This is a genomic window from Halomonas sp. DP5Y7-2 (assembly GCF_019802025.1).
GTDB classification, from domain to species: Bacteria; Pseudomonadota; Gammaproteobacteria; order Pseudomonadales; family Halomonadaceae; genus Halomonas; species Halomonas litopenaei_A.
Window position 1 is genome coordinate 12,305 of sequence record NZ_JAHVHY010000008.1, and the last position, 21,874, is coordinate 34,178.

Annotated in this window: 20 protein-coding genes; 8 read left to right on the forward strand and 12 right to left on the reverse strand. The window is 64.0% G+C overall.

The genetic code is table 11. From position 1 onward, the window contains the following. Positions 1 to 12 precede the first annotated feature (12 nt). Positions 13 to 621 carry a nucleoid occlusion factor SlmA gene (gene slmA, locus KUW18_RS15515; protein WP_206940382.1) on the forward strand — a complete coding sequence of 203 codons (609 nt, stop codon included), beginning with the start codon at positions 13 to 15 and terminating at the stop codon, positions 619 to 621. A gap of 155 nt (positions 622 to 776) precedes the next feature. On the opposite strand, the gene rpoH is transcribed toward slmA, so the two are convergent. From rpoH to ftsY, 4 genes are all read right to left on the reverse strand, one after another. After that, positions 777 to 1,643, reverse strand: a complete 867-nt coding sequence (rpoH, locus tag KUW18_RS15520; protein ID WP_206940385.1) for an RNA polymerase sigma factor RpoH — start codon at positions 1,641 to 1,643, stop codon at positions 777 to 779. A 183-nt stretch (positions 1,644 to 1,826) separates the two neighbouring features. Next, positions 1,827 to 2,885 carry a permease-like cell division protein FtsX gene (gene ftsX, locus KUW18_RS15525; RefSeq protein ID WP_261396753.1) on the reverse strand — a complete coding sequence of 353 codons (1,059 nt, stop codon included), beginning with the start codon at positions 2,883 to 2,885 and terminating at the stop codon, positions 1,827 to 1,829. Between the two features lie 2 nt (positions 2,886 to 2,887). Then, positions 2,888 to 3,556, reverse strand: a complete 669-nt coding sequence (gene ftsE, locus KUW18_RS15530; RefSeq protein ID WP_206940388.1) for a cell division ATP-binding protein FtsE — start codon at positions 3,554 to 3,556, stop codon at positions 2,888 to 2,890. Next, positions 3,553 to 5,169: a signal recognition particle-docking protein FtsY gene (gene ftsY / locus KUW18_RS15535; protein WP_222561804.1), complete on the reverse strand. Its 1,617-nt coding sequence runs from the start codon at positions 5,167 to 5,169 to the stop codon at positions 3,553 to 3,555. Before ftsY ends, ftsE begins: the two co-directional genes overlap by 4 nt. A 219-nt stretch (positions 5,170 to 5,388) precedes the next feature. Between ftsY and rsmD the strand changes: the two genes are divergently transcribed. Beyond that, positions 5,389 to 6,015: a 16S rRNA (guanine(966)-N(2))-methyltransferase RsmD gene (gene rsmD / locus KUW18_RS15540; protein WP_222561805.1), complete on the forward strand. Its 627-nt coding sequence runs from the start codon at positions 5,389 to 5,391 to the stop codon at positions 6,013 to 6,015. A 193-nt stretch (positions 6,016 to 6,208) separates the two neighbouring features. Then, positions 6,209 to 6,430: a cell division protein ZapB gene (zapB, locus tag KUW18_RS15545; RefSeq protein WP_222486456.1), complete on the forward strand. Its 222-nt coding sequence runs from the start codon at positions 6,209 to 6,211 to the stop codon at positions 6,428 to 6,430. 173 nt (positions 6,431 to 6,603) lie between these two features. On the opposite strand, the gene KUW18_RS15550 is transcribed toward zapB, so the two are convergent. From KUW18_RS15550 to prfB, 7 genes are all read right to left on the reverse strand, one after another. After that, positions 6,604 to 7,131, reverse strand: a complete 528-nt coding sequence (locus KUW18_RS15550) for a GNAT family N-acetyltransferase (RefSeq protein ID WP_222561806.1) — start codon at positions 7,129 to 7,131, stop codon at positions 6,604 to 6,606. Further along, entirely contained in the window at positions 7,128 to 8,021 is an 894-nt protein-coding gene (locus KUW18_RS15555; RefSeq protein WP_222561807.1) for a hypothetical protein, read from the reverse strand. The genes KUW18_RS15550 and KUW18_RS15555 overlap by 4 nt, the downstream gene beginning before the upstream one ends. Further along, positions 8,018 to 8,329 carry a BolA family protein gene (locus KUW18_RS15560; protein ID WP_206940397.1) on the reverse strand — a complete coding sequence of 104 codons (312 nt, stop codon included), beginning with the start codon at positions 8,327 to 8,329 and terminating at the stop codon, positions 8,018 to 8,020. Before KUW18_RS15560 ends, KUW18_RS15555 begins: the two co-directional genes overlap by 4 nt. 155 nt (positions 8,330 to 8,484) lie before the next feature. Then, positions 8,485 to 9,915: an MFS transporter gene (locus KUW18_RS15565; RefSeq protein WP_206940399.1), complete on the reverse strand. Its 1,431-nt coding sequence runs from the start codon at positions 9,913 to 9,915 to the stop codon at positions 8,485 to 8,487. 131 nt (positions 9,916 to 10,046) lie between these two features. Further along, the gene (locus KUW18_RS15570) at positions 10,047 to 10,433 is read right to left on the reverse strand and encodes a hypothetical protein (RefSeq protein ID WP_206940401.1); all 387 of its coding nucleotides are present in this window, start codon (positions 10,431 to 10,433) and stop codon (positions 10,047 to 10,049) included. A gap of 144 nt (positions 10,434 to 10,577) precedes the next feature. Beyond that, entirely contained in the window at positions 10,578 to 12,107 is a 1,530-nt protein-coding gene (gene lysS / locus KUW18_RS15575; protein WP_206940403.1) for a lysine--tRNA ligase, read from the reverse strand. A gap of 136 nt (positions 12,108 to 12,243) precedes the next feature. Further along, positions 12,244 to 13,342, reverse strand: a protein-coding gene (gene prfB, locus KUW18_RS15580) for a peptide chain release factor 2 (protein WP_347401316.1) whose coding sequence is annotated in 2 segments (ribosomal slippage) — positions 12,244 to 13,266 and positions 13,268 to 13,342 — 1,098 coding nt in all. Because the reading frame shifts where the segments join, the coding sequence is not laid out codon by codon here. A gap of 362 nt (positions 13,343 to 13,704) precedes the next feature. On the opposite strand from prfB, the gene KUW18_RS15585 reads away from it, so the two are divergent. The 5 genes from KUW18_RS15585 (at position 13,705) to KUW18_RS15605 (ending at position 20,642) form a co-directional block, all read left to right on the forward strand. Beyond that, complete coding sequence (locus KUW18_RS15585; protein WP_206940405.1) at positions 13,705 to 15,336, forward strand: peptide ABC transporter substrate-binding protein; 1,632 nt, start codon at positions 13,705 to 13,707, stop codon at positions 15,334 to 15,336. Positions 15,337 to 15,431: 95 nt separating this feature from the next. Next, positions 15,432 to 17,057 carry a peptide ABC transporter substrate-binding protein gene (locus KUW18_RS15590; protein ID WP_222561808.1) on the forward strand — a complete coding sequence of 542 codons (1,626 nt, stop codon included), beginning with the start codon at positions 15,432 to 15,434 and terminating at the stop codon, positions 17,055 to 17,057. Positions 17,058 to 17,169: 112 nt separating this feature from the next. Continuing rightward, a complete protein-coding gene (gene oppB / locus KUW18_RS15595) occupies positions 17,170 to 18,096 on the forward strand; it encodes an oligopeptide ABC transporter permease OppB (RefSeq protein ID WP_206940409.1) in 927 nt (308 codons plus the stop codon). A gap of 9 nt (positions 18,097 to 18,105) precedes the next feature. Then, positions 18,106 to 18,987 carry an ABC transporter permease gene (locus KUW18_RS15600; protein ID WP_206940411.1) on the forward strand — a complete coding sequence of 294 codons (882 nt, stop codon included), beginning with the start codon at positions 18,106 to 18,108 and terminating at the stop codon, positions 18,985 to 18,987. 20 nt (positions 18,988 to 19,007) lie between these two features. Next, positions 19,008 to 20,642, forward strand: coding sequence for an ABC transporter ATP-binding protein (locus KUW18_RS15605; RefSeq protein WP_206940413.1), 1,635 nt, complete (start codon positions 19,008 to 19,010; stop codon positions 20,640 to 20,642). Positions 20,643 to 20,737: 95 nt separating this feature from the next. On the opposite strand, the gene KUW18_RS15610 is transcribed toward KUW18_RS15605, so the two are convergent. Next, positions 20,738 to 21,817, reverse strand: a complete 1,080-nt coding sequence (locus KUW18_RS15610; RefSeq protein WP_222561809.1) for an MBL fold metallo-hydrolase — start codon at positions 21,815 to 21,817, stop codon at positions 20,738 to 20,740. Positions 21,818 to 21,874: the final 57 nt, after the last annotated feature.

Below are 21,874 nucleotides of genomic sequence, written 5' to 3' on the forward strand. Positions count from 1 at the left end.
GAACTCGACACCATGACGCAGGAAAACACCCCAAGCCGGCGGGACCAGATTCTGCAGGCCCTGGCCCTGATGCTGGAGGAAGACAGCGGCAAGCGCATCACCATTGCTGCCCTGGCCCGACAGGTGGGCGTCTCGGAAGCCGCGCTCTATCGCCACTTTCCGAGCAAGGCCAGGATGTATGAAGGTCTGATCAGCTTTATCGAGGAAACCTTGTTTGAACGCATCACGCGTATCCTCGACGAGCAGCAGGAGGCGCTGCCACGCTGCCATCAGATCATGACCCTGGTGCTGGCCTTTGCCGAGAAGAACCCCGGACTGTCGCGCCTGCTCGGCGGCGATGTACTGACCGGTGAAACCGCCAGGCTACGCCTGCGCATTCACCAGCTGTTCGAGCGCCTGGAAACCCAGTTCAAGCAGGTACTCCGCGAGGCGGAACTTCGTGAGGGACGTCGTCTGGCCATGCCGGCGAGCGCCAGCGCGAATCTACTGACAGCACAGATCGAGGGGCGTATCGCCCAGTACGTGCGCAGCGACTATCGCCACCGTCCCACCGAGTACTGGGAAGATCAGTGGCCTGCGCTGTCGTCTCAGTTGCTCAGAGACAGCGCGGTGCCCGCCTGATTCTGAGGGCTGCCGCGAACGGACCGGTCTTTACGCAAAGCGCCCGAACCTGACGGTTCGGGCGCTTCTTTTCGTGGGCTGGCACTGCTGCTGAACATAGCTTGCGTTCAGGCTTGCGTTCAGGCCAGTGCCGAAGGGACCTCCCCTACCGCCGCTTAGGCAGCCAGGGCATCGCCAAGACGCTCACGAATCTTCTTCATGGCGTTTTTCTCAAGCTGACGAATCCGCTCAGCCGATACCCCATAGACGTCCGCCAGCTCGTGCAGCGTCGCCTTGTTCTCGGCTAGCCAGCGCTGGGTCAGGATATCCCGGGAACGCTCATCCAGGTCCGCCAGCGCTCCTTGCAGGCGACGGGTGGCGTCTTCTTCCCAGTCGCTGTCCTCAAGCTGAGTCGCCGGATCCTGGCTGGCATCATCCAGATAATGCACCGGGGCCTGATACGCGCTTTCCTCGTCATCGGACGGAGCAGCATCGAAGCCGGCATCGTGGGAGGCCAGCCGGCCTTCCATTTCCCGCACCACCTCTGGCTTGACGTCCAGATCCTTGGCAATCGCATCGACTTCGTCGCTGTTCAGCCAGGCCAGACGCTTCTTGGCACCACGCAGGTTGAAGAACAACTTGCGCTGGGCCTTGGTGGTGGCGATCTTGACGATGCGCCAGTTGCGCAGCACGAACTCGTGGATTTCCGCCTTGATCCAGTGCACGGCGAAGGACACCAGCCTGACGCCCTGGGTCGGATCGAAACGCTTGACCGCCTTCATCAGGCCAACATTACCTTCCTGAATCAGGTCAGCCTGGGGAAGCCCATAGCCGGAGTAACTGCGTGCGATGTGCACGACAAAACGAAGATGGGACATGACCAGACGGCGGGCGGCTTCCAGATCACCTTCCTGTTGGAGGCGATGGGCCAGATCCTGCTCTTCTTCCACCGTCAGCAGGGGAATGCGGTTGACGGCTTGAATGTAGCCGTTCAGGTCGTGCCCCGGTGATAGATGACCCACCGGCAGAAGACTGTTGCTCATGTGCAGATTGTCTCCTCGAAGACCAACAAGATTTCGAATGCACCTTGGAGGAACACACGCTCAAAAAGTTCCCCTTTCGTCGTATAGCCCTTCAGGGTGCATCCGACGAAACCACCTGGTGGCGCCTCAGGCTTCGCTGACGACTCACGTGCGCTATGAGATGACCGTGCGCAACGTGATGACCTAGCGGGGCTTGATGCCCGCCAGATGACGACTGACGGCGATCCAGGCACCTAACCAGCCCAATAGTGTACTACAACTCAGCAATATTGTAGAACCAGCCGCCCCCAGCGCGGGCAGCTGGTAGTGTGCCCCATAGCTCGCAGCCAGCGACGCTACCGGGGCTGACAGCCAGTCACTGCCAAGGGTGAGCAATGCCCAGGCCAGCAGGCCACCGCCGAGCCCATACCAGGCACCACTGTAAAGGAACGGGCGGCGCACGAAGGCATGGGTGGCACCAATCAGCGTCACCACTTCGATTTCCTTGCGGCGATTCTCCACCGCCAGCCGGATCGTGTTGCCGACCACCAGCAACACCCCCAGTCCGAACAGTACGCCTAACGCCAGCGTGACACGCCGCCCCACCTCGGCCAGCTGCCGCAAGCGTTCGATCCAGGCCAGATCAAGGCGTACCTCGGCAATGCCCGGCATGGCCGTCAGCCGTTCGGACAACGCCGTCATTGCCTCGGGTGACGGCGACTGCGGCGATATCACCACCGAAGCGGGCAGAGGATTGGTCTCGAGTCGGGCCAGCGCGTCGTCAAGACCAAGCGCCTGCTGGAACTCCGCCATGCCCTCAGCCGCGGTAATCATGCGCGTACTGGCGATATTCGACTGTGCATCGATGGCCTCGAGAATACGCTGGGCCTGGGCCTCATCCACACCCTTGTCCAGATAAGCGGTCAAAGTGGCACTGGCATCGAGCTCTGCATCGACCAGCTTGGCACTGTCCAGGGACAGCCACAGCGCACTAGGGAGCACCAAGGCAATGGCGATGGCCAGCATGGTCAGCAGGCTGCCCACCGGCTGGCGAATCAGCCGGCGCAGGCTGTCGAGGCACATGGCCCGGTGATGACGCAGCCATGACCGCCACTGTCCTTGCGGCCTGGCGGACTGCTGACGGGCACCACCCTGGGCCGGCGTAACCGCGGTTCGACCGGCTGGTCGGTCCGACCTGGCGGCACCCCGACTGCGGGCTCCAGTGCTGCGCGGCGTGGCCGCTCTTCTACGGGGGGGATCCAGACTCACGCAGCCTCCTCATCACCCACCAGCCGTCCCTCGCTCAGGCGCAGGGTCCGGTGACGCAGGCGCGCAATCAGTGCCAGGTCGTGGCTGGCAATCATCACGGTGGTGCCGATGCGATGGAAATCTTCGAACAAGCCCATGATGTCAGCGGATAACTGGGGGTCCAGATTACCGGTGGGTTCGTCGGCCAGCAGCAGGGCCGGCTTGTTGACGACGGCACGGGCGATTCCAACACGCTGCTGCTCACCACCGGACAATTCGATCGGCAAGGCCTTCTCACGGTGCAACAGGCCGACCTTGTCGAGGGCGGCACGCACACGTCGAGCCGTATCTCGCGGCGGTAGTCCGCGGATTTCCAGCGGCAGCGCCACATTGTGATAGATGGAGCGATCAAACAGCAGCTGGTGATCCTGAAACACCACACCAATCTGACGCCGGTAGAAGGGCAGCTGGCTCGAGTGCAGCTTGTCGATGTCGTGTCCGGCCACCAGCACGCGCCCTCGACTCGGGCGCTCCAGGCGCATGATCAAACGCAGCAACGAGCTCTTGCCGGCCCCGGAATGCCCGGTGAGAAACACCATTTCTCCGCGGGAAACACGGAAGTCGATATTGGAGAGCGCCTCGAAGCGCCCTCCATAGCGCTTGCCGACGTGCTCGAAGGCGATCATTCGTCGCCGTCACTCGAGCGACGATCAAACAAGGCATCGACAAAATCCTCTGCCTTGAACGGTCGCAGGTCATCGAGGCTCTCGCCGACACCGATAAAACGAATCGGCGTCTTGAGTTGCTTCGCCAGGGCAAAGATGACGCCGCCCTTGGCGGTGCCATCGAGCTTGGTCAGAGTAATCCCGCTGACCGGCACGGCCTCGTTGAAGGTCGCCGCCTGGGACAGAGCGTTCTGGCCAGTGCCTGCATCCAGTACCAGCATGACCTCATGGGGCGCATTGGCATCCAGCTTGCCCATCACGCGGTGAACCTTTTTCAGCTCTTCCATCAGGTGGGACTTGTTGTGCAGACGCCCCGCCGTATCGGCGATCAGCACGTCGACTCCGCGAGCCCGCGCAGCGGCCACCGCGTCGTAGATGACCGAGGCACTGTCGGCACCAGTGTGCTGAGCCACCACGGGAACGCTGTTGCGCTCGCCCCAGACCTTGAGCTGCTCGACCGCGGCGGCACGGAAGGTATCTCCCGCCGCCAGCATCACGCTCTTGCCCTCGCGCTGGAAGCGCTGGGTCAACTTGCCGATGGTGGTGGTCTTGCCCACTCCGTTGACGCCCACCACGAGAATCACAAAGGGTCCGCCATCTTCCGTGGTCAGAGTCAGCGGGTCGCTGACCGCCCCCAGCATACTGGCCAACTCCTGCTGCAGGGCACGATACAGCGCCTCGGGATCCTTCAGCTCCTTGCGCGACACTCGCTCGGTCAGTGCCTCGATAATCTCACTGGTCGCCTCGATCCCTACATCCGCCATCAGCAGCTGGGTTTCGATATCCTCGATGAGGTCGTCATCGATCTGCTTGGCCCCCATGAACAGGTCGGCCAGCCCATCGCTAAGATTGGCCCGGGTCTTGCCCAGCCCCGCCCGCATGCGGGCAAACCACCCCTTTTTCTCTGCACCTTTATCGGCAGCCGCGGCCCTCGGCTTTTCCTGCAGCGCAGGGCCGCTGGAGCGGTTGGGCTCGATGACCTCGGCGTGCTCGAGACGCTGAGAGGAGGGCTCTAGCTCTGGCTCTGGCGACGCCTCGACCGTCGGCGCATTCTCGTGCCCCGCTTCGGTCTCGACGGGTCGCTGGGGAGCGGCATCAGCGGCAGGCGTCCTTGTTTCGGAGGCCTCCGACGCTGCCTGAATATCTCGCTCGGTCTTTTGCCCAGCCGCTGTCTCAACCCCTGACTCAGCACCCGGCTCGCGCTCTGGTTTGGCCGCAGGTGTGGCTGCGGCCTCGGGCTCGGCCTGAGAGGTGCTGGCCTCACGCAAGGCGTCAGGCTCGATGGGCTCCGGCACCAGCGCCTCGGCAGGCTCGCCAGCTGCTTGCTGCTGAGACTCGCTGTGCTGTTGCGCCGATGTGACATCCGAGTCTGCCCCGTGCTCAGCGGCCGGAGTCAACCTTTCCTCATCAGCCCGAGGTGCCGCATCGGGGGACGACTCAGCGTGATCCGGCGTCTCAGCAGGACCCTCGCTCGACCGCGTCTCTTCCTCGCGGGATGCCAGGTCCTGTGACTGCTGATCCTCAACGGGTGTTTCACCCGACTGCTTCTTCTTGCGCTTGAAAATACCGAACATGGATGACCTGCCGCCTCAGCCGGTGAACGAACCGCCACATCCTACCACCCTGCCCGTCTTCTGTGGACTCGCAAGGCAGGCTGTCGAACTCACTGGCGGACCTGTCAGCGGCTTTTGCGCCGTTCAAGGTCCAACCCAACCACCACCCGACGAACAAAGATGACGCTGAGGCCGTCCTTGGCATGACGCAGCCACTCGGCACGGGTAAAATCTCTCGCCATGAGCCGACATCGCCCTTCTCGACCGCGCCCCCGTCCCGGCGCCAAAACAGCAGCCACAGGCCGCGCCCCTGGCAAGCTGCGTATCATCGGTGGCGACCACCGACGCCGACTGCTGCCCGTCCTCGACAAACCAGGCCTGCGCCCGACGCCCGATCGCGTGCGCGAAACGCTGTTCAACTGGCTTGGCGGTACGCTCTACGGCAAGCGAGTGCTGGACCTGTTCGCCGGCACCGGCGCCCTGGGCCTGGAAGCGCTATCACGCGGCGCCAGGGCCGCCACCTTCGTCGAGCGTGATGGCCAGGTCGCCAAGGCCATCAACGACAACCTGGCCACGCTCTCCATCAGCAGCGCCGAGGTGATCACTCAAGATACCTTGACGATGCTCTCGAACCCGCCCGAGGTACCGTTTGACATCGCGTTTATCGACCCGCCCTTCCGCCAGGCACTGGCCGAACCCTGCTGTGCTGCGCTGGAGCAAGGCTGGCTGACCGACGATGCCTGGATCTATGTCGAGGTGGAAAGCGGACTGGAGCTGAGCGTACCGAAGCACTGGCATCTACACCGGGAGGTCAAGGCGGGCGACAGTTTTGGGCGACTCTATCGGCGTCATACGACGTCGAGCTGAGCCCTCTTACCGCCCCTTGCGACGTGCTTTCCGGGCCTCTCGACCATTGCGCTGTGCCCCGGACCGATGCCCGCACTCTCTATCAGACAGCGTCGCCGCGTCGCGACGCTTGTCCACCGACGAGCTCGGCGTTACGCTCGTGCCATCGGGGCGCGCGTTGCGCCCTCACCCCACGTCATGTCAGGAGACGAGGATGAGCACGGAACTCTTCAACCAACTCGAAAAGAAGGTCACCAGCGCACTGGAGGCCCTGGAATTGCTGAAACTGGAAGCTGAGGAGTTGCGCGAGGAAAACGCTCGACTGAAGCAGGAGCGTGAGGAGTGGGAGCGCCGTCTGACGGCGATCCTGGGCCAACTCGACGACGTGGATGCAGAACAGGGCAGCACGCAGCCAGCACCGGCGCACAGCGTCTAAGCATCACCATCCAGGCATCACGATCTAGGCACCGCGATCTAAGCAGCACGATCTAAGCACCATAAGCCACACCGCCCGATCCGAGGGCTCCAAGAGGAGCCCTTGAAGAGAGCCCCTTGAAGAGAGCCCCTTGAAGAGAGCCCCTTAAAGAGAGCCCCTTGCATCTCGCGCGCTTAGGCCAGCGTCAACGACATCAACACCGCATCGACGCGTTCACCACCCGGCTCGTGGGCTGCGCAGTGGGCAGCATAGTAAGCGCGGCGAAGCCCATCCTGGGTGAAGCCGAGCGCACGATAGAGGGCGATCGCCTCAGCGTTATCCGCGCGGACTTCCAGCAGCAGCCTTTCTGCCCCCCAATCTCTTGCTTGCTCTACCAGCTGCGACAGCAACAAACGACCGAGCCCCTGGCGCCGCGCATCAGTGGCCACCAGTATGGCCTCCAGTTCGGCTTCAAAGGGCAGCCGCGACACCAGCGCGTAGGCGGCTAGACCTCCGTTGCTACCCTCGACTCCCAGCAGCAGGCGCTGCTCATCGACGAAGGCCTGCTCAAGGGCCTGTGGCCGAGACAGTCGATGGGTCTGGGACGCCTCGAGAGCCTCGAGAGCAGCCAGGTCATCAGGCCTCAACTGGCGCACCACGAAGGGCTCGGCGCCCCGTCCAGGCTGCTGCCCAGCACCCCGCCCGGCGGATCCGGTCGTCATGCCTCGCGGCCCTGTTGCCATAGGGTTTGCCAATCGGCACTCGACACCCACAAACGGCGCTTGGCCGTCGCACTGCTCAGCAGCTCATCAAGGCCTGGCCCACTCCATTGGGGGAGTGCCAGAGTGCTGGAATGCCCTGATTCACTGGCCGCTGTCGGTTCGGCGCCGGCAGCCTGCCCAGCTTCACCCAGGACCTGCATCAAGGCGTCTTCGTGGCCGAATACCAGCACGCGTTCAGGCGCCCAGCCTCGCCGGGCTCGACCAGCCACGAAGGCCTTGAGCCCTTGACGAGCCTCTTCCAGAGGACGCCTGACCGGCAACCCTTCCGCCAGAGGCCAGGTCAGCGTCTCGAATACCGGGCGCTGCTCGGCCGTCACTCCACTGCTGTGCAGGATGTTGAACAGCAGCCGCTGATGCTCCACGCCCAACGGCGCCTGCTGGGCCACCAACAACAACCAGCGTCCATCGAGACAGGCCACCTGGCAGACAAAGCGCAGCGGCTCGGCGTCCTCGACACCCTCTTCTTCGCTGTCCAGTGCCGGTATGGCGCTGGTCGCCTCATCATCAGGCACCATATCGCCCAGCAGTGCTCTCGCCTTGCGGGCGACCGGCGCTGCAGGCTGAGACGGCTCTGGAGACGGCGCCTGGGCAGTGGACGCCGCCGTGACGGCGACGCTGCTGTCCTGGGCAGCTTCGTGGCTGCGCGCTGCAGGCACCTCATCCAACAGCGCGTGCAAGCCTCGGGCCCCCGTTTCCGGCGGCTGCTGAGGCTCCAGCTCAGGCCAGTCACAGACCTCGGTTTCCCGCGCATTGGGGAACTGATACCGGGCGACCCAAGCGGTCAGCCCCATGGCATCCAGATAGGCCAGTCGTGTCGGCTCAGGCGTCACGAGCGCGAGCCACCCATGCAGTTGGGCGAGTCAGGGCGTGCCGCGCCACGGCTCAGCCACTCGGCAGGGGTGTAGAGGTGAAGGGCCAGGGCATGCACCGGGCCGGACAGCTCATCGGCCAGCAACGAGTAGATCTGCTGGTGACGCTTGACCGGCATCAGGCCGGCGAAACGCTCAGACACCAGCGTCACCTTGAAGTGGGTTTCCGAATTCGGCGGCACGCTATGCATGTGGCTTTCATTCTCGACCACCATTTCGGTGGGTTCGAGAGCCGCGAGCTTGTGTTCAATGGTCGCCTGAATACTCATGATGAAATCTCTTGTCATTGCCTCGGTCGAGACGGCAAACATGGCTACGATGGACGTCAATTCGACGCACCCCTGCATGATTGTCGCGAAGGCACGACAAACCTTGCGGGCTGTCCTCAGTACTATGCCATTGTACGCATTCATAGCCTGGCTGACTAAGCTTGACCTGATGCCTCGCGGCGGGCCGCCTTCTTTTCTTCACGGGCGATACGGTACGCACGCTGGGCCATCGGCAGTCGCACCAGGCTGATCAACAGCGCCAGCAAGGTGGTGGCAGCGCCCACCCACAACGACTGCTGAACCCCCGCCCCGACCGCCAGACACAGGCCCACCAACGCCACCCCCAGCGACTGCCCCACCGTGCGGGTGGTACTCATCACGCCAGAGGCGTTGGCACTGCGAGACTTCGGCACGCTGGTCATCAACTCACGATTGTTAGGCGGCTGAAACAGGCCAAAGCCAGCGCCACACAGGGCCGTGCGCCATAGGCTATCGAGGGCCGTCGCATCGCTGTCCAGGCTGGCCAGGCTGAGCAACCCCACCAGCAGTACGGCAAGGCCGACACTAGCGACCAGACCGGGATTGAAGCGATCTGCCAGACGCCCGGCCAACGGACCGACAATCATGATGGTCAGTGGCCAGGGAGTGAACAACCAGGCGGTGTGCAGGGCGGAGTAGCCCATCTGCTGCTGATACAGAAACGACAGCGCGACGAAGGTCAGCCCCTGGCCGATAAAGGCCGTACCCTGGGCCGACACGGCCAGGCTGAAGCGTGGCTCGCGAAACAGTCCCAGCGGCAGCAGCGGATGCGGCGCTCGCCCCTGGCGATGGATGAAGGCCCACGCAGACCCCAGCGTCACTGCCAGCCACAACGCGATATCCAGCATCGGCGCACGATGGCCAATGGCATCCATGGCCATGAACAGCCCCGCCAGCATGGCCATGGACGCCAGCGCGCCAGGTCCATCGAAGCTACCCTCGCGGCGTGTTTCCCTGGGCAGCGCCTTCCACGCCATGAAGGCCGCGGCGATCCCCAGCGGCACGTTCAGCGCAAACAGCCATGGCCAGTTGGCCACCGACAGTACCAGCCCGCCGATGGAAGGACCTGCAGCATAGCCACCGGCCACCACCAGCGACGACAGGCCAAGTGCGCTACCCAACAGGCGCGAGGGAAAAATCGAACGATACAGGCTTGGCCCGATGGACAGCGTGGCTGCGGCGCCAACGCCCTGCAAGGCACGAAACACCAGCAGGGTCTCGAAGTTAGGCGACAGCGCGCTGCCCAGGGCGGCCAGCACAAACAGCGACAGCCCGGCGACGTAGACCTTGCGCCGACTGAGCAGCTCGCTGGCCGCTGCAAATACCAGCAGCATCGCCGCGCAGACCACCTGAAACAGGTTGGTGATCCATACGGCGCGGGCATCCGACACGCCGAGATCGCGAGCCATGGAGGGCAGCGCGATATTGATCATGGTGGTGTCGACCACCGCCATCAAGGTGCCCAACACCAGGGCGATGACCGCCAGACGACGTTCCGGCCCGGGCAAGCCATCGTCGCCGTCACGGGTAGAGAACAGTCGACTCATGCAGGTATCGTCCCGTCCTGGGGCGTCATGGGGAACCAGCGCGAACGCTGATAGGACCGGCCTGGGCCGGTCCTGTCAGCAAAGAGGCGCGTTGCACATGCGGCAAGCAGGCCTGCCGCTGGGTGCCGAGCTCAGTCCTGTTCGAGGTCGGCCAGCAACTCGTCGTCAACCTCGGAGATTTCAAGCGCCGCCTCGCTATCCAGATCGATGGCCAGATAGCTGTGCTCGACTTGAAGGAAACGCTGGAACAGCGCCCAGTCCAGCGATTCAGGCCACTGCCGCTCGTCCTCTTCCCAGGCGCGCAGCTCGTTCTCGAGCACCTCGAGATACCGCTCGCGAACGAAGGCTTCCAACGCCTCGGGAGTATCCATTTCTGGAATCAGGTAGACCGTACTCTCGCGGTCGACGTCGGACAGGTTGAGATCGTCATCGCCCATGGTCGGTTCCAGGGCATTGATCCAGTCAACAAAGTGCTGGGTGGGTCTGACGCTCAGTGCGGAGCGGTTGAGCAGTTTCATCGCGATCTCCTCGACGTCGAATCGCAGTCTCGAATCGCAGCCATTATGGGTGCTATGGGCGTCCCTTGCCAATAAAACCCGGCCACTGCGGCGCGGTTTCGCCTGCGGCCGCTCGGAAAGGCTCCCAGCGGCCGCCCGTTTGGTTCACGCGTCGCCGGCTTCCGGGCGCATGGCCGGGAACAGCAGCACGTCGCGAATCGACGGGCTGTCGGTGAACAGCATGACCAGACGGTCGATCCCGATACCCTCACCAGCGGTGGGCGGCAGCCCGACTTCCAGTGCGCGCACGTAGTCGGCGTCGTAGTACATTGCCTCCAGATCGCCGGCATCCTTCTCGGCAGCCTGGGCACGGAAGCGCTCGGCCTGGTCCTCGGCATCATTGAGCTCCGAGAAGCCATTGGCAATCTCACGGCCGCCGACGAAGAACTCGAAGCGATCGGTGACGAACGGGTTGGCGTCGTTGCGGCGTGCCAACGGGCTCACCTCCGCCGGATATTCGGTGATGAAGGTCGGCTGATCCAGACGCGACTCGGCCACTTCCTCGAAGATCTCGGTCTGCAGCTTGCCAAGCCCCCAGCCGTCCTTGACCTTGATACCCAGACGGCCGGCCAGGGCGCGGGCAGGCTCGAGTTCGTCGATGTCCGCTGCCTCGATGCCCTCGCCGTGGGCCAGAATCGCCTCACGCAGGGTCATGCGCACGAACGGCTGACCGAGATCGTAGGTGGAACCCTGGTAATTCAGGGTGGTGGTGCCCAGCACTTTCTGAGCGATCTCCCGCAGCATGGTCTCGGTCAGGTCCATCAGCGCCTGGTAGTCCACGTAGGCCCAGTAGAACTCGACCATGGTGAACTCGGGATTGTGGCGGGTGGAAAGCCCTTCGTTGCGGAAGTTACGGTTGATCTCGAAGACTCGCTCGAAGCCGCCTACCACCAGGCGCTTGAGATAAAGCTCCGGCGCGATACGCAGGTACATGTCGATGTCCAGCGCATTATGGTGGGTGACGAAGGGACGCGCGGTGGCCCCACCGGGAATCGGCTGCAGCATCGGGGTTTCCACCTCCATGAAGCCGCGATCCTCGAAGAAGCGGCGCATGGCGCTGATGATGCCGGCGCGAGTCTCGAACACCCGACGCGAGTCCGGATTCATGATCAGGTCGACATAGCGCTGGCGGTAGCGCGCTTCCATGTCGGTCAGGCCGTGGAACTTGTCCGGCAGCGGACGCAGGCTCTTGGTCAGGAGCTTGGCCTCACGCATCATCACGTACAGGTCGCCCTTGCCGGATTTGTGCACCGGGCCATGGCCAGCCACGATGTCGCCGATGTCCCAGCTCTTGATGTCCTCGAGCAGGGCGGGATCGAGCCCCTTCTTGTCGACGTAGAGCTGAATCTGGCCGCTGACATCCTGAATCACGATGAAGGGACCACGCTTGCGCATGATGCGCCCGGCCACGGCCGCCTCACGCCCCAGCGATTCCAGCGCTTCCTTGTCCTTGTCGCCAAGCTCGGCATCGAGTTCGGCCGCCAGGCTGTCACGGCGAAAGTTATTGGGAAAAGCACTGCCACCTTCGGCCTCGGCCAGCTTGCGACGGGCGGCAAGCTTGGCGCGGCGTTCCGCGATCAGACGGTTTTCTTCGGCGGCGGCGTCCTGAGGGGAAGGCGTATCCTGTTGGGCCATGGCTAGTCGTCTCTGTCACGAAGGGGAAGGCCAACGAACGACCTTCCCGGATGGTCCCGGCAGGGACCCATGAATGATGGTGGCGAAAGGCCCCAGGCACGAGCGCCTGGGGCTGGGTGGCGGCGTCGACGGTCGCTTAGAGCCCCTGCTTGAGGCTGGCGACGATATACTGGTCGAGGTCGCCGTCGAGCACCTTGTCGCAGTTGCTGGACTGCACGCCGGTACGCAGATCCTTGATGCGCTGGTCATCCAGCACATAGGAGCGAATCTGGCTGCCCCAGCCGATGTCGGCCTTGGAGTCTTCCGCTTCCTGCTTGGCGGCGTTGCGCTTCTGCATCTCCAGCTCCCACAGCTTCGCCTTCAACTGCTTCATGGCGAAGTCGCGGTTGGCGTGCTGGCTACGCTGGCTCTGGCAGGACACCACCACGCCGGACGGCTCATGGGTGATGCGCACCGCTGAGTCGGTGGTGTTGACGTGCTGACCACCGGCGCCACTGGAGCGATAGGTGTCGACGCGAAGGTCCGCCGGATTGATCTCGATCTCGAAGCTGTCGTCGATTTCAGGCGACAGAAACACCGACGCAAACGAGGTGTGGCGGCGACCGCCAGAGTCAAACGGACTCTTGCGCACCAGGCGATGTACTCCGGTCTCGGTGCGCAGCCAGCCGAAGGCGTACTCGCCCTGAATATGCACCGTCGCCGACTTGATGCCCGCCACTTCACCGGCAGACAGCTCAGTGATCTCGGCCTTGAAACCGTGGGCCTCGGCCCAGCGCAGATACATACGCAACAGCATGTTGGCCCAATCCTGAGCCTCGGTGCCGCCAGAGCCTGCCTGAATGTCCAGGTACGCGCTGTTCTCGTCCATCTCACCGGAGAACATGCGACGAAACTCAAGCTTCTCGAGATTGGCCTGAAGCGAATCAAGCTCCTTCTCGACTTCCGCCACGGTCGCTTCGTCGTCTTCCATCTCGGCCAGTTCCAGCAGGTCACGGCTGTCGCCGAGTCCCTGGTCCAGCTCGTCGATGGTGGCGACCACCAGTTCCAGCGAGGCGCGCTCCTTCCCGAGCTTCTGAGCGTAGTCCGGGTCGTTCCAGACCGCCGGATCCTCAAGCTCGCGGGTCACTTCTTCTAGCCGATCTTTCTTTTCGGCATAGTCAAAGATACCCCCTAAGAACATCTGTCCGCTCAGACAGGTCCTTGATCTGGTTGTGAATCGGATTGGTTTCCAACATGGTGCTCGCCTTGTGTTGTCCCTCGCCACAGGGCGGCCAGGGCACGTGAAATGGGCTTTGGTCGAACGTCGCCAGGGGCAACGCGATAAAGGGGGAGCATTGTAGCCAAAACGTCTAACCCCGTCATCCTGACCAGGGCGGCCACCCCTCATGGCAAAAGGGCTCGCGCCGGGCTATCGACGAAACGCAAGACGCTATGAAAATTTTCGTCTGGACAGCACCAGCGACTCAGCGCGATGGTCATTAGCGACTAAGCGGGCTTAGCCGATGTCGTACACCTTGTGCGACCTTCTCAGGCTCGCCGCAGGCGCTACCAACGGCCCTGCCCGCCACAACAATGCCAACATCAACAAGGAACTGACATGATCGCGATCCGTCCTCGCTGGGTGCGCCAGCTAGGGCTGGCCTCTGGCCTGACCCTGTCCACACTGGCTGCCGTCATCGCCGCACCGGCCATGGCCGAGACTCTCGACCTGGGCGTCACCGGCGAACTCGCCTCCTTCGACACCTCCCAGATCTCGGGCGGTATCTGGGAATCCCAGATCCTGATGGACGTCTACGAGGGCCTGGTCAAAAAGTCTCCGGAAGGTAAGGTCCTGCCCGGCATGGCCAGCGACTGGCAGGTCTCCGAGGACGGCAAGACCTGGACCTTCAGCCTGCGCGAGGATGCCCGCTGGTCCGACGGCGAACCGGTCACCGCCGAGGACTTCGTGTTCGGCTGGCGCCACCTGCTGGACCCGGCCAACGCTTCCAAGTACGCCTACATGCTGTATCCGCTGGTCAACGCCCGGGAGGTCAACACCGGCGAGCTTGCACTGGAAGAACTGGGCGTGGAAAGCCGTGACGATGGCCGCACCCTGGTCGTCCAGCTAAACCAGTCCACGCCTTACTTCCTGCAGCTGTTGACCCACTACACCGCCTACCCACAGCCGCAGCACACCTTCGAGCAGTACGGCAAGGAGTACGTGGATCTCGAACACATCGTCACCAATGGCGCCTTCACCCCTACCGAGTGGATCTCCCAGTCACGCATCACCACGGTCAAGAACCCCGAGTACTACGAGGCCGACCAGGTGGCGCTGGACGGCGTGCGCTACCACACCATCGAGGATCGCAACGCCGGCGTCTCGCGCTTTCGCGCAGGCGAGCTGGACATCATGCGCGAGTATTCCTCGAGCATGTATCCGCTGTTGAAGGAAGAGATCCCCGAGGCCACCCACATGGCCACCTACCTGGGCAGCTACTACTACGTGTTCAACCATCGCGACGGCCATCCCACAGCCGACCCCAGGGTACGCGAGGCGCTCAACATGGCCGTACGCCGCGACGTCATCGCCGACAACATCATGGGCGGCACCTTCCAGAAATCACTGTCCTTCGTGCCCGATGGCATCGATCACTACCAAGTCCAGAACGCAGCCTTCGACGACGCCGAGGGCAACGACATCACCGGCGATTTGAACGCCCGCATGGCCCGCGCCAAGGAACTTCTCGAAGACGCCGGCTACGACCAGGGCAACCCGCTGACCCTGCGCCTGCGCTATAACACCACTGACGAGCACAAGAAGATCGCGGTGGCAGTGTCCTCCATGTGGCGACCGCTGGGGGTCGAGGTGGAGCTGGTCAACGCCGAGGCCACGGTGCACTACCAGACCATCGCCGAGGGCGACTTCGACGTGGCCAGGGCCGGCTGGATTGCCGACTACAACGACGCCGAGAACTTCCTCGCGCTGCTGCGCTCCGGCGTCGGCAACAACTACGGGGCCTATGCCAACGAGGCGTTCGATACCCTGTACGACGAGGCGGCCACGACCCTCGACCTGGACGAGCGCAAGGCTATCCTGGAACGTGCCGAGGCCCTGGCCATGGACGACGACGCGCTGATCCCGATGCTCTACTACGTCTCACGCAACCTGGTGAACCCGGCGATCAGTGGTTGGGAAGACAACATCGAGGACGACCACCCCTCACGCTGGGTTTCCTTCGAGGAATAGACAAGGCTGTCACCGACAACCTGAGCTTCCCCGGTCCCGAGGCCCTCTCGGGACCGGGCCACTGTCTCCTCGCCGCTCCGCAAAGGATACCCCCCATGTTGCATGCCGATTCTCGTGCTGGCTCGTTCTCGACCTTGCGGTCCGTGGCCCGTGCGATCTTCACGCTGGCGTCCGCCTCACTGGCCCTCGGCGCTCAAGCCGCCACGCTGCAGGTAGGCAACGGTGCCGAGCCCAGTACCCTGGATCCGCAGAAGGTCAACGGCAACTGGGAGAGCCGGATCACCCGGGAGCTGTTTGATCGGCTGATCAATTACGGCCCCGACGGCTCACTGGAGCCGGGCCTGGCCGAATCCTGGACGCTGTCCGAAGACGGCCTGGTCTACACCTTCACACTGCGCCAGGCTCACTGGTCCGACGGCGAGCCGATCACCGCCGACGATGCCGTCTTCGCGCTGCAACGTCTGGTGACGCCGGCCACCGCCAACCACAACGCCAACCTCTACTACCCCATCGTCAACGCCCGAGCGATCAACACCGGGAAGGCCGAGCCGGAGAGCCTCGGCGTCAGCGCGCTGGACACCCACACCCTGGAAATCCGGCTGTCCGAGCCCACCGCCTATTTTCTTCAGGCCATGGCGATGACCGAGGCCGCCCCCCTGCCCCGTCACCTGCTTACCAGCGGCGTCGAGGACTGGACCCGGCCAGGCACCCTGGTGGCCAGCGGCCCCTTCGTGCTGGTCGACTGGAAGCCCCAGGACAAGGTCGAGGTTAGCCGCAACCCCCACTACTACGCCGCCGATGAGGTGGCCCTCGACGGTGTCGACTTCCACGCCATCGAGGACACCTCGGCGCTGATGAACCGTTTTCGCTCGGGCGAACTCGACATCGCCTACGGCGCGGTGCCTTCCGCGCGGTTCGAGTGGGCCCAGGAGAACCTGAGCGAATCGCTGCGGGTAGGTCCGCTGATCGGCAGCTACTTCTATATGCTCAACCTGCGTGACGGCACGCCGCTGAGCGATAAGCGAGTGCGCGAGGCACTGAATCTGGCGCTGGACCGCGAGGTCATCACCGAACGCCTGCTGGGCATAGGCCAGACGCCGTCTTACTGGTTCGTGCCGCGCACCATCGCCTCGCCCACCTCGGCCCGCCTCGACTTCCATGACCAGGACATGGACAGCCGCCGAGCCAGGGCCCGGATGCTGCTGGATCAAGCCGGCTACGGGCCCGATCGACCGCTTGAACTGGAGCTTTCCTACAACACCCTGGAAGACCACAAGAAGATCGCCGTGGCCATCGCCGCCATGTGGCGCCCACTGGGTGTGGAGATCGAACTGGTCAATCGCGAGGCGGCGGTGCACTTCGCCGGCCTGCGCCAGGGCGACTTCGAGATCGCCCGCTACGGTTTCGTGGCCACGGTCAACGACCCCTACGACTTCCTCAACGCCTACGCGGCGGGCGGCTCGGCGGCGGCCAGCACCGGCTACGCGGATCCCGAGTACGACGCCCTGGTCGAGGCCAGCACCCATGAGCTCGACGTGGACCGACGCGCCGCGCTGATGACCGAGGCCGAGCAGCGCCTGCTGGACGCCGACGTGATGCTGCCGATCTACGACTACGTGGTCGTCAATCTGGTCTCGCCGGACGTCGAGGGCTGGCAGCCCACGGCGCTCGATGTGCATCCGCTGCGCTACGTGTCCGTGGACGAGGCAGCCGCAAAATGAGCAAGCCCGGCCCCACCCTACCGCTGGGACACCCTCGCCCAGCCCCGATCCATGAACCCATTGGGCGCGGCCGCGAACGCCCCGCCCGCCGCCGCAAGCGAGGAACGGCACCATGCTGAGCTATACCCTCAAGCGCCTGGCTCAGGCCATTCCGACGATGCTGATCGTCATCACCATCGCCTTCTTTCTGATGCGCATCGCTCCCGGCGGCCCCTTCGACGGCGAACGCGCGCTGCCACCGGAGATCGAGGCCAACCTGATGGCCGCCTACCACCTGGACGAGCCGCTGTGGCAGCAGTACTTCCGCTATCTGGGCAACCTGGCCCAGGGCGACTTCGGCCCCTCGTTCAAGTACAAGGACTTCACCGTCACCGAACTGATCCTGCAGGGCTTCCCGGTGAGCCTGCAGATCGGCGGTCTGGCGATGCTGCTGGCGCTGGCGATCGGGCTGCCGCTGGGCATCATTGCCGCGCTGAAACGCAATACCGCCGTGGACTACGCGGTCATGGGCACGGCCCTGGCCGGGATAGCGGTGCCCAATTTCGTGGTCGCCCCGGTGCTGGCGCTGGTCTTCGGGGTCATGCTGGGCTGGCTGCCTGCCGGTGGCTGGAACGACGGCGCCCTGCCCAATCTGATCCTGCCGGTGATCGCCCTGTCGATCCAGCAGATCGCCTACATCGCCCGCATGATGCGCGCCAGCATGATCGAGGTGATGGGCAGTCACTATATTCGCACCGCCCGGGCCAAGGGCCTGACCGAGGCCGAGGTGGTCTGGCGCCACGCGCTGCGTCCGGCGCTGCTGCCGGTGACCTCCTACCTGGGTCCGGCCATCGCCGGCATCATCACCGGCTCGGTGGTGATCGAACAGATCTTCGGCATCCCCGGGATCGGGCGTTACTTCGTCCAAGGCGCGCTCAACCGGGACTATACCCTGGTGATGGGCACGGTGGTGTTCTACGGCGCGCTGATCGTGCTGATGAACCTGATCGTCGACCTGATCTATTCCGCCCTCGACCCCCAAATCCGCTACGACGACTGAGGCGACGCCATGACCACCGATACCCTCGCCCCCAGCGCCCCTGCCGGCGACAGCCTTGGCCGCGATGCCTGGCGGCGCCTGACTCAGAACCGCGCCGCCATGGTCAGCCTGTGGCTATTGGGCGCCATGACCCTGGCCTGCTTTATCGGCCCCTGGCTAACCCCCTGGGGGCTGGCCGACGTTGACTGGAACGCCTTTGATGTAGGACCCACCCTGGAGGGTGGCCACTGGCTCGGCACCGACGCCAACGGCCGCGACCTGCTGACCCGAACCCTCTACGGGGGCCAGGTATCGCTGTCGGTGGCGCTGGTGGCGACCTTCGTCAGCCTGATCATCGGCGTGCTGTATGGCGCCATCTCCGGCTATGTCGGCGGTCGCCTGGACAACCTGATGATGCGCTTCGTCGACATCATGTACTCGCTGCCCTTCATGTTCCTGGTGATCCTGCTGATGGTGGTATTCGGCCGCAACATCTTCCTGATCTACGCCGCCATCGGCGCGGTGGAGTGGCTCGACATGGCCCGCATCGTGCGCGGCCAGACCCTGGCGCTCAAGCAGCGTGAATTTGTCGAGGCGGCCCACGCGCTGGGCGTCAAGGACGGCAAGATCGTCACCCGTCACCTGATTCCGAACGCCATCGGCCCGGTGATCGTCTACGTCACCCTGACGGTGCCCAAGGTCATCCTGCTGGAGAGCTTCCTGTCCTTCCTCGGCCTCGGCGTGCAGGAGCCGCTGACCAGCTGGGGCGTGCTGATCTCCGAGGGGGCCGACATGATGCAGACCTCACCCTGGATGCTGCTGGTGCCCTCGGTGTTCCTGGCGCTGACGCTGTTCTGCCTGAACTTCCTCGGCGACGGCCTGCGTGACGCCCTGGACCCCAAGACCCGCTAAGTGACGACGGAGACGCGACCATGACCGACACACAACATAAGCCCACCCGTCGTCCCGCCCGCGAGGCGCTGCTCGAGATCGAGGGGCTCAGCGTCAGCTTCGAGCTGCCCCACGGCACCGTCCAGGCGGTCAAGGACGTGAGCTTTGCCATCAGCCCCGGCGAGACCCTGGCGCTGGTAGGGGAATCCGGCTCCGGCAAGTCGGTGACCTCCACCGCCGCCATGCGCCTGTTGCCGGAGCTGGCCCGCGCCGAGGGGGTGATTCGCTTCAAGGGCGAGGAACTGCTGAGCGCCACGCCCAAGCGCATGCGCCGGATTCGCGGTGGCAACATCGCCATGATCTTCCAGGAGCCGATGACCTCGCTCAATCCGCTGCACCGCATCGGCGACCAGATCAAGGAAGTCCTCGACCGCCACCAGAACGTGAAAGGCAAGGCAGCGACCGCCAAGGCCATCGACCTGCTCGAGCAGGTCGGTATACCCGAGCCAGAACGGCGCATCGCGAGCTATCCCCATGAGCTGTCCGGCGGCCAGCGCCAGCGGGTGATGATCGCCATGGCGCTGGCCGGCGAGCCGGAGCTGCTGATCGCCGATGAGCCCACCACCGCGCTGGACGTGACCGTTCAGGCCCAGATTCTGGATCTGCTCAAGGACCTGCAGCGCCGTTATGGCATGGCGATCCTGTTCATCACCCACGACCTGACCATCGTCAAGCACTTCGCCGACCGGGTCTGCGTGATGCGCCACGGCGAGCTGGTGGAACAGGGCGTCACCGCCGAGGTCTTCGCCCACCCACACCACGACTACACGCGCATGCTGATCGACGCCGAGCCGCGAGGGCGCAAGGCCACGGTGCCTGACAGCGAGCCCATGGTGCTGGAAGCCAAGGATATGCGCGTGCGCTTCGCCCTCAAGAAGCGCCTGTTCGGGCCCAGCGAGTACTTCGAGGCGGTGCGCGGCATCGATGTCACCATCCGCCGGGGCCAGACGGTGGGTATCGTCGGTGAATCCGGCTCGGGCAAGTCGACCCTGGGGCGTGCCCTGCTCAGGCTACTCAAGAGTCAGGGCGAGATACGCTTCCACGACACCCGACTCGACGTGCTCGACAAGACCGCCATGCGGCCGATCCGCTCGAAGCTGCAGGTAGTGTTCCAGGATCCCTACGGCTCGCTGTCGCCACGCCTGACCGTGGGCGACATCATCGGCGAGGGGCTCAAGGTCCATGCCCCGCACCTGTCCCGCGCCGAGCGCGACGCCCAGGTGATGGCCAGCCTGCAAGAAGTCTCGCTGGATCCCGCCATGCGCAACCGCTACCCCCACGAGTTTTCCGGCGGCCAGCGCCAGCGCATCGCCATCGCTCGGGCGCTGGTCCTCAAGCCCGAGTTCCTGCTGCTGGATGAGCCCACCTCGGCGCTGGATCGCTCGGTACAGGTCACCGTCATCGACCTGCTGCGCGAGCTGCAGCAAAAGCATGGGCTGACCTACCTGTTTATCAGCCACGACCTGGCCGTGGTGCGGGCGCTGGCCGACACCGTGCTGGTGATGAAGGACGGCCAGGTGGTGGAACAGGGCAGCGCCGAGGACTTGTTTGCTGCACCCAAGACCGCGTACACCAAGCGCCTGCTGGCCGCCGCCATGCTCGACCAGGTGGCGTAACGAAGGGTCGCCAGCATGACACCAGGCTCTGCCTAGACAGCGCCTGGTGTGCGATGGCAGCGGTCGCCGCCTTCGCTATTGCTCGCTTGGTGTCCTTACTCTGCCGGGTGCTCACCTGCGTAGACGCGCTCGGCCTGGGCCAGCGAGCAGCTCATCAACAGGTCCAGGGCACCCAGCGACTGGTCGCTGACGAAGGGGTGTGGAGCGCCTTCCTCACGCTGCTTCAAGGCCTCGATACGCTGAAGAGAGTTGTCCCGGGTGGGATGGTTGGAGAGAAAGACATCGACGTCATGTTCTGCGGCGATCGCCTTCATCCGCGCGGCTGAGGCTGAGTACTCACGCAGGCGAGCTTCATCCGGCCCGAAATTGAAACCGGTGCCTCCCCAGAGCACGGCGTGGTGGGTCGACTCACCATCCTTGAGTGGAATGACCAGCGACAGTGTGCCCGGCGTATGACCTGGGGTAACGTAGGCGTCGATAGAGGTATCACCCAGGGTGATCGCTTCGCCATCGGCCACGGTGACATCACGGACCGGAGGCTCGCCCCAGCGCGGGTTATCGATCGCCAGCTCCGGCTGCTCCAGCGCTGTCCAGTCAGCATCGCTCATCACTACCTGGGCACCGTAGGCGTCGACCAGATATTGCTGACCACCATAGTGATCACCATGGGCATGGGTCACGATCAGGGTAGTGATGTCGCCAGGATCAAGCCCGAGATCGACGAGCCCTTGCTCGATAAAACGCTCGGCTTCCTCATTGTTGTTCAGAGCATCGATCAGAATGATGCCCTCACTGGTGGTGACCGCCCAGCTCGCGACGCCCGGAGTACCGACATAGTAGAGGTTATCAAACACCCGGGTCGGCATTGGTTCTGCCGGGCCGCGCCGGTTTTCCCGATGGGACTCACGATGCTCGTGCTCGGCGCCACTGCCCTTGGGACGCTGCCCTGCCACCTTGAGACGAGTGGACAGGTCACACAGGCTAGCCAACCCCGGAAACGCCTGACCGGCAGCCAGGCCCCGTTCGGCGATCGCCTGAGCCAGGATATCGGGCGCTTCGCTGTCAGCAACGTCCGCCACTGCTGACAGGCTGATCAGCGCCACCGGCAGACCTAGACCCAGCGTGATCGCCTGCCGTGCCACGTTTCGCCGAGTCGGATTGGATAGGTGCTTCATTCTCAGTTCCTTAAACAAAATCAGGGCGGTATCGATTCGATAGAGGCCGGTCATCAC

Bases quoted from the DNA above. Each gene is read 5' to 3' on its own strand.
- oppB (WP_206940409.1), top strand. From the start codon at position 17,170: ATGCTGAGCTATACCCTCAAGCGCCTGGCTCAGGCCATTCCGACGATG.
- KUW18_RS15570 (WP_206940401.1), bottom strand. From the start codon at position 10,433: ATGAAACTGCTCAACCGCTCCGCACTGAGCGTCAGACCCACCCAGCAC.
- KUW18_RS15560 (WP_206940397.1), bottom strand. From the start codon at position 8,329: ATGAGTATTCAGGCGACCATTGAACACAAGCTCGCGGCTCTCGAACCC.
- KUW18_RS15585 (WP_206940405.1), top strand. From the start codon at position 13,705: ATGATCGCGATCCGTCCTCGCTGGGTGCGCCAGCTAGGGCTGGCCTCT.
- slmA (WP_206940382.1), top strand. From the start codon at position 13: ATGACGCAGGAAAACACCCCAAGCCGGCGGGACCAGATTCTGCAGGCC.
- ftsY (WP_222561804.1), bottom strand. From the start codon at position 5,169: ATGTTCGGTATTTTCAAGCGCAAGAAGAAGCAGTCGGGTGAAACACCC.
- ftsE (WP_206940388.1), bottom strand. From the start codon at position 3,556: ATGATCGCCTTCGAGCACGTCGGCAAGCGCTATGGAGGGCGCTTCGAG.
- zapB (WP_222486456.1), top strand. From the start codon at position 6,209: ATGAGCACGGAACTCTTCAACCAACTCGAAAAGAAGGTCACCAGCGCA.
- KUW18_RS15590 (WP_222561808.1), top strand. From the start codon at position 15,432: ATGTTGCATGCCGATTCTCGTGCTGGCTCGTTCTCGACCTTGCGGTCC.
- KUW18_RS15550 (WP_222561806.1), bottom strand. From the start codon at position 7,131: ATGACGACCGGATCCGCCGGGCGGGGTGCTGGGCAGCAGCCTGGACGG.
- KUW18_RS15605 (WP_206940413.1), top strand. From the start codon at position 19,008: ATGACCGACACACAACATAAGCCCACCCGTCGTCCCGCCCGCGAGGCG.
- lysS (WP_206940403.1), bottom strand. From the start codon at position 12,107: ATGGCCCAACAGGATACGCCTTCCCCTCAGGACGCCGCCGCCGAAGAA.
- KUW18_RS15600 (WP_206940411.1), top strand. From the start codon at position 18,106: ATGACCACCGATACCCTCGCCCCCAGCGCCCCTGCCGGCGACAGCCTT.
- KUW18_RS15565 (WP_206940399.1), bottom strand. From the start codon at position 9,915: ATGAGTCGACTGTTCTCTACCCGTGACGGCGACGATGGCTTGCCCGGG.
- rsmD (WP_222561805.1), top strand. From the start codon at position 5,389: ATGAGCCGACATCGCCCTTCTCGACCGCGCCCCCGTCCCGGCGCCAAA.
- rpoH (WP_206940385.1), bottom strand. From the start codon at position 1,643: ATGAGCAACAGTCTTCTGCCGGTGGGTCATCTATCACCGGGGCACGAC.
- KUW18_RS15610 (WP_222561809.1), bottom strand. From the start codon at position 21,817: ATGAAGCACCTATCCAATCCGACTCGGCGAAACGTGGCACGGCAGGCG.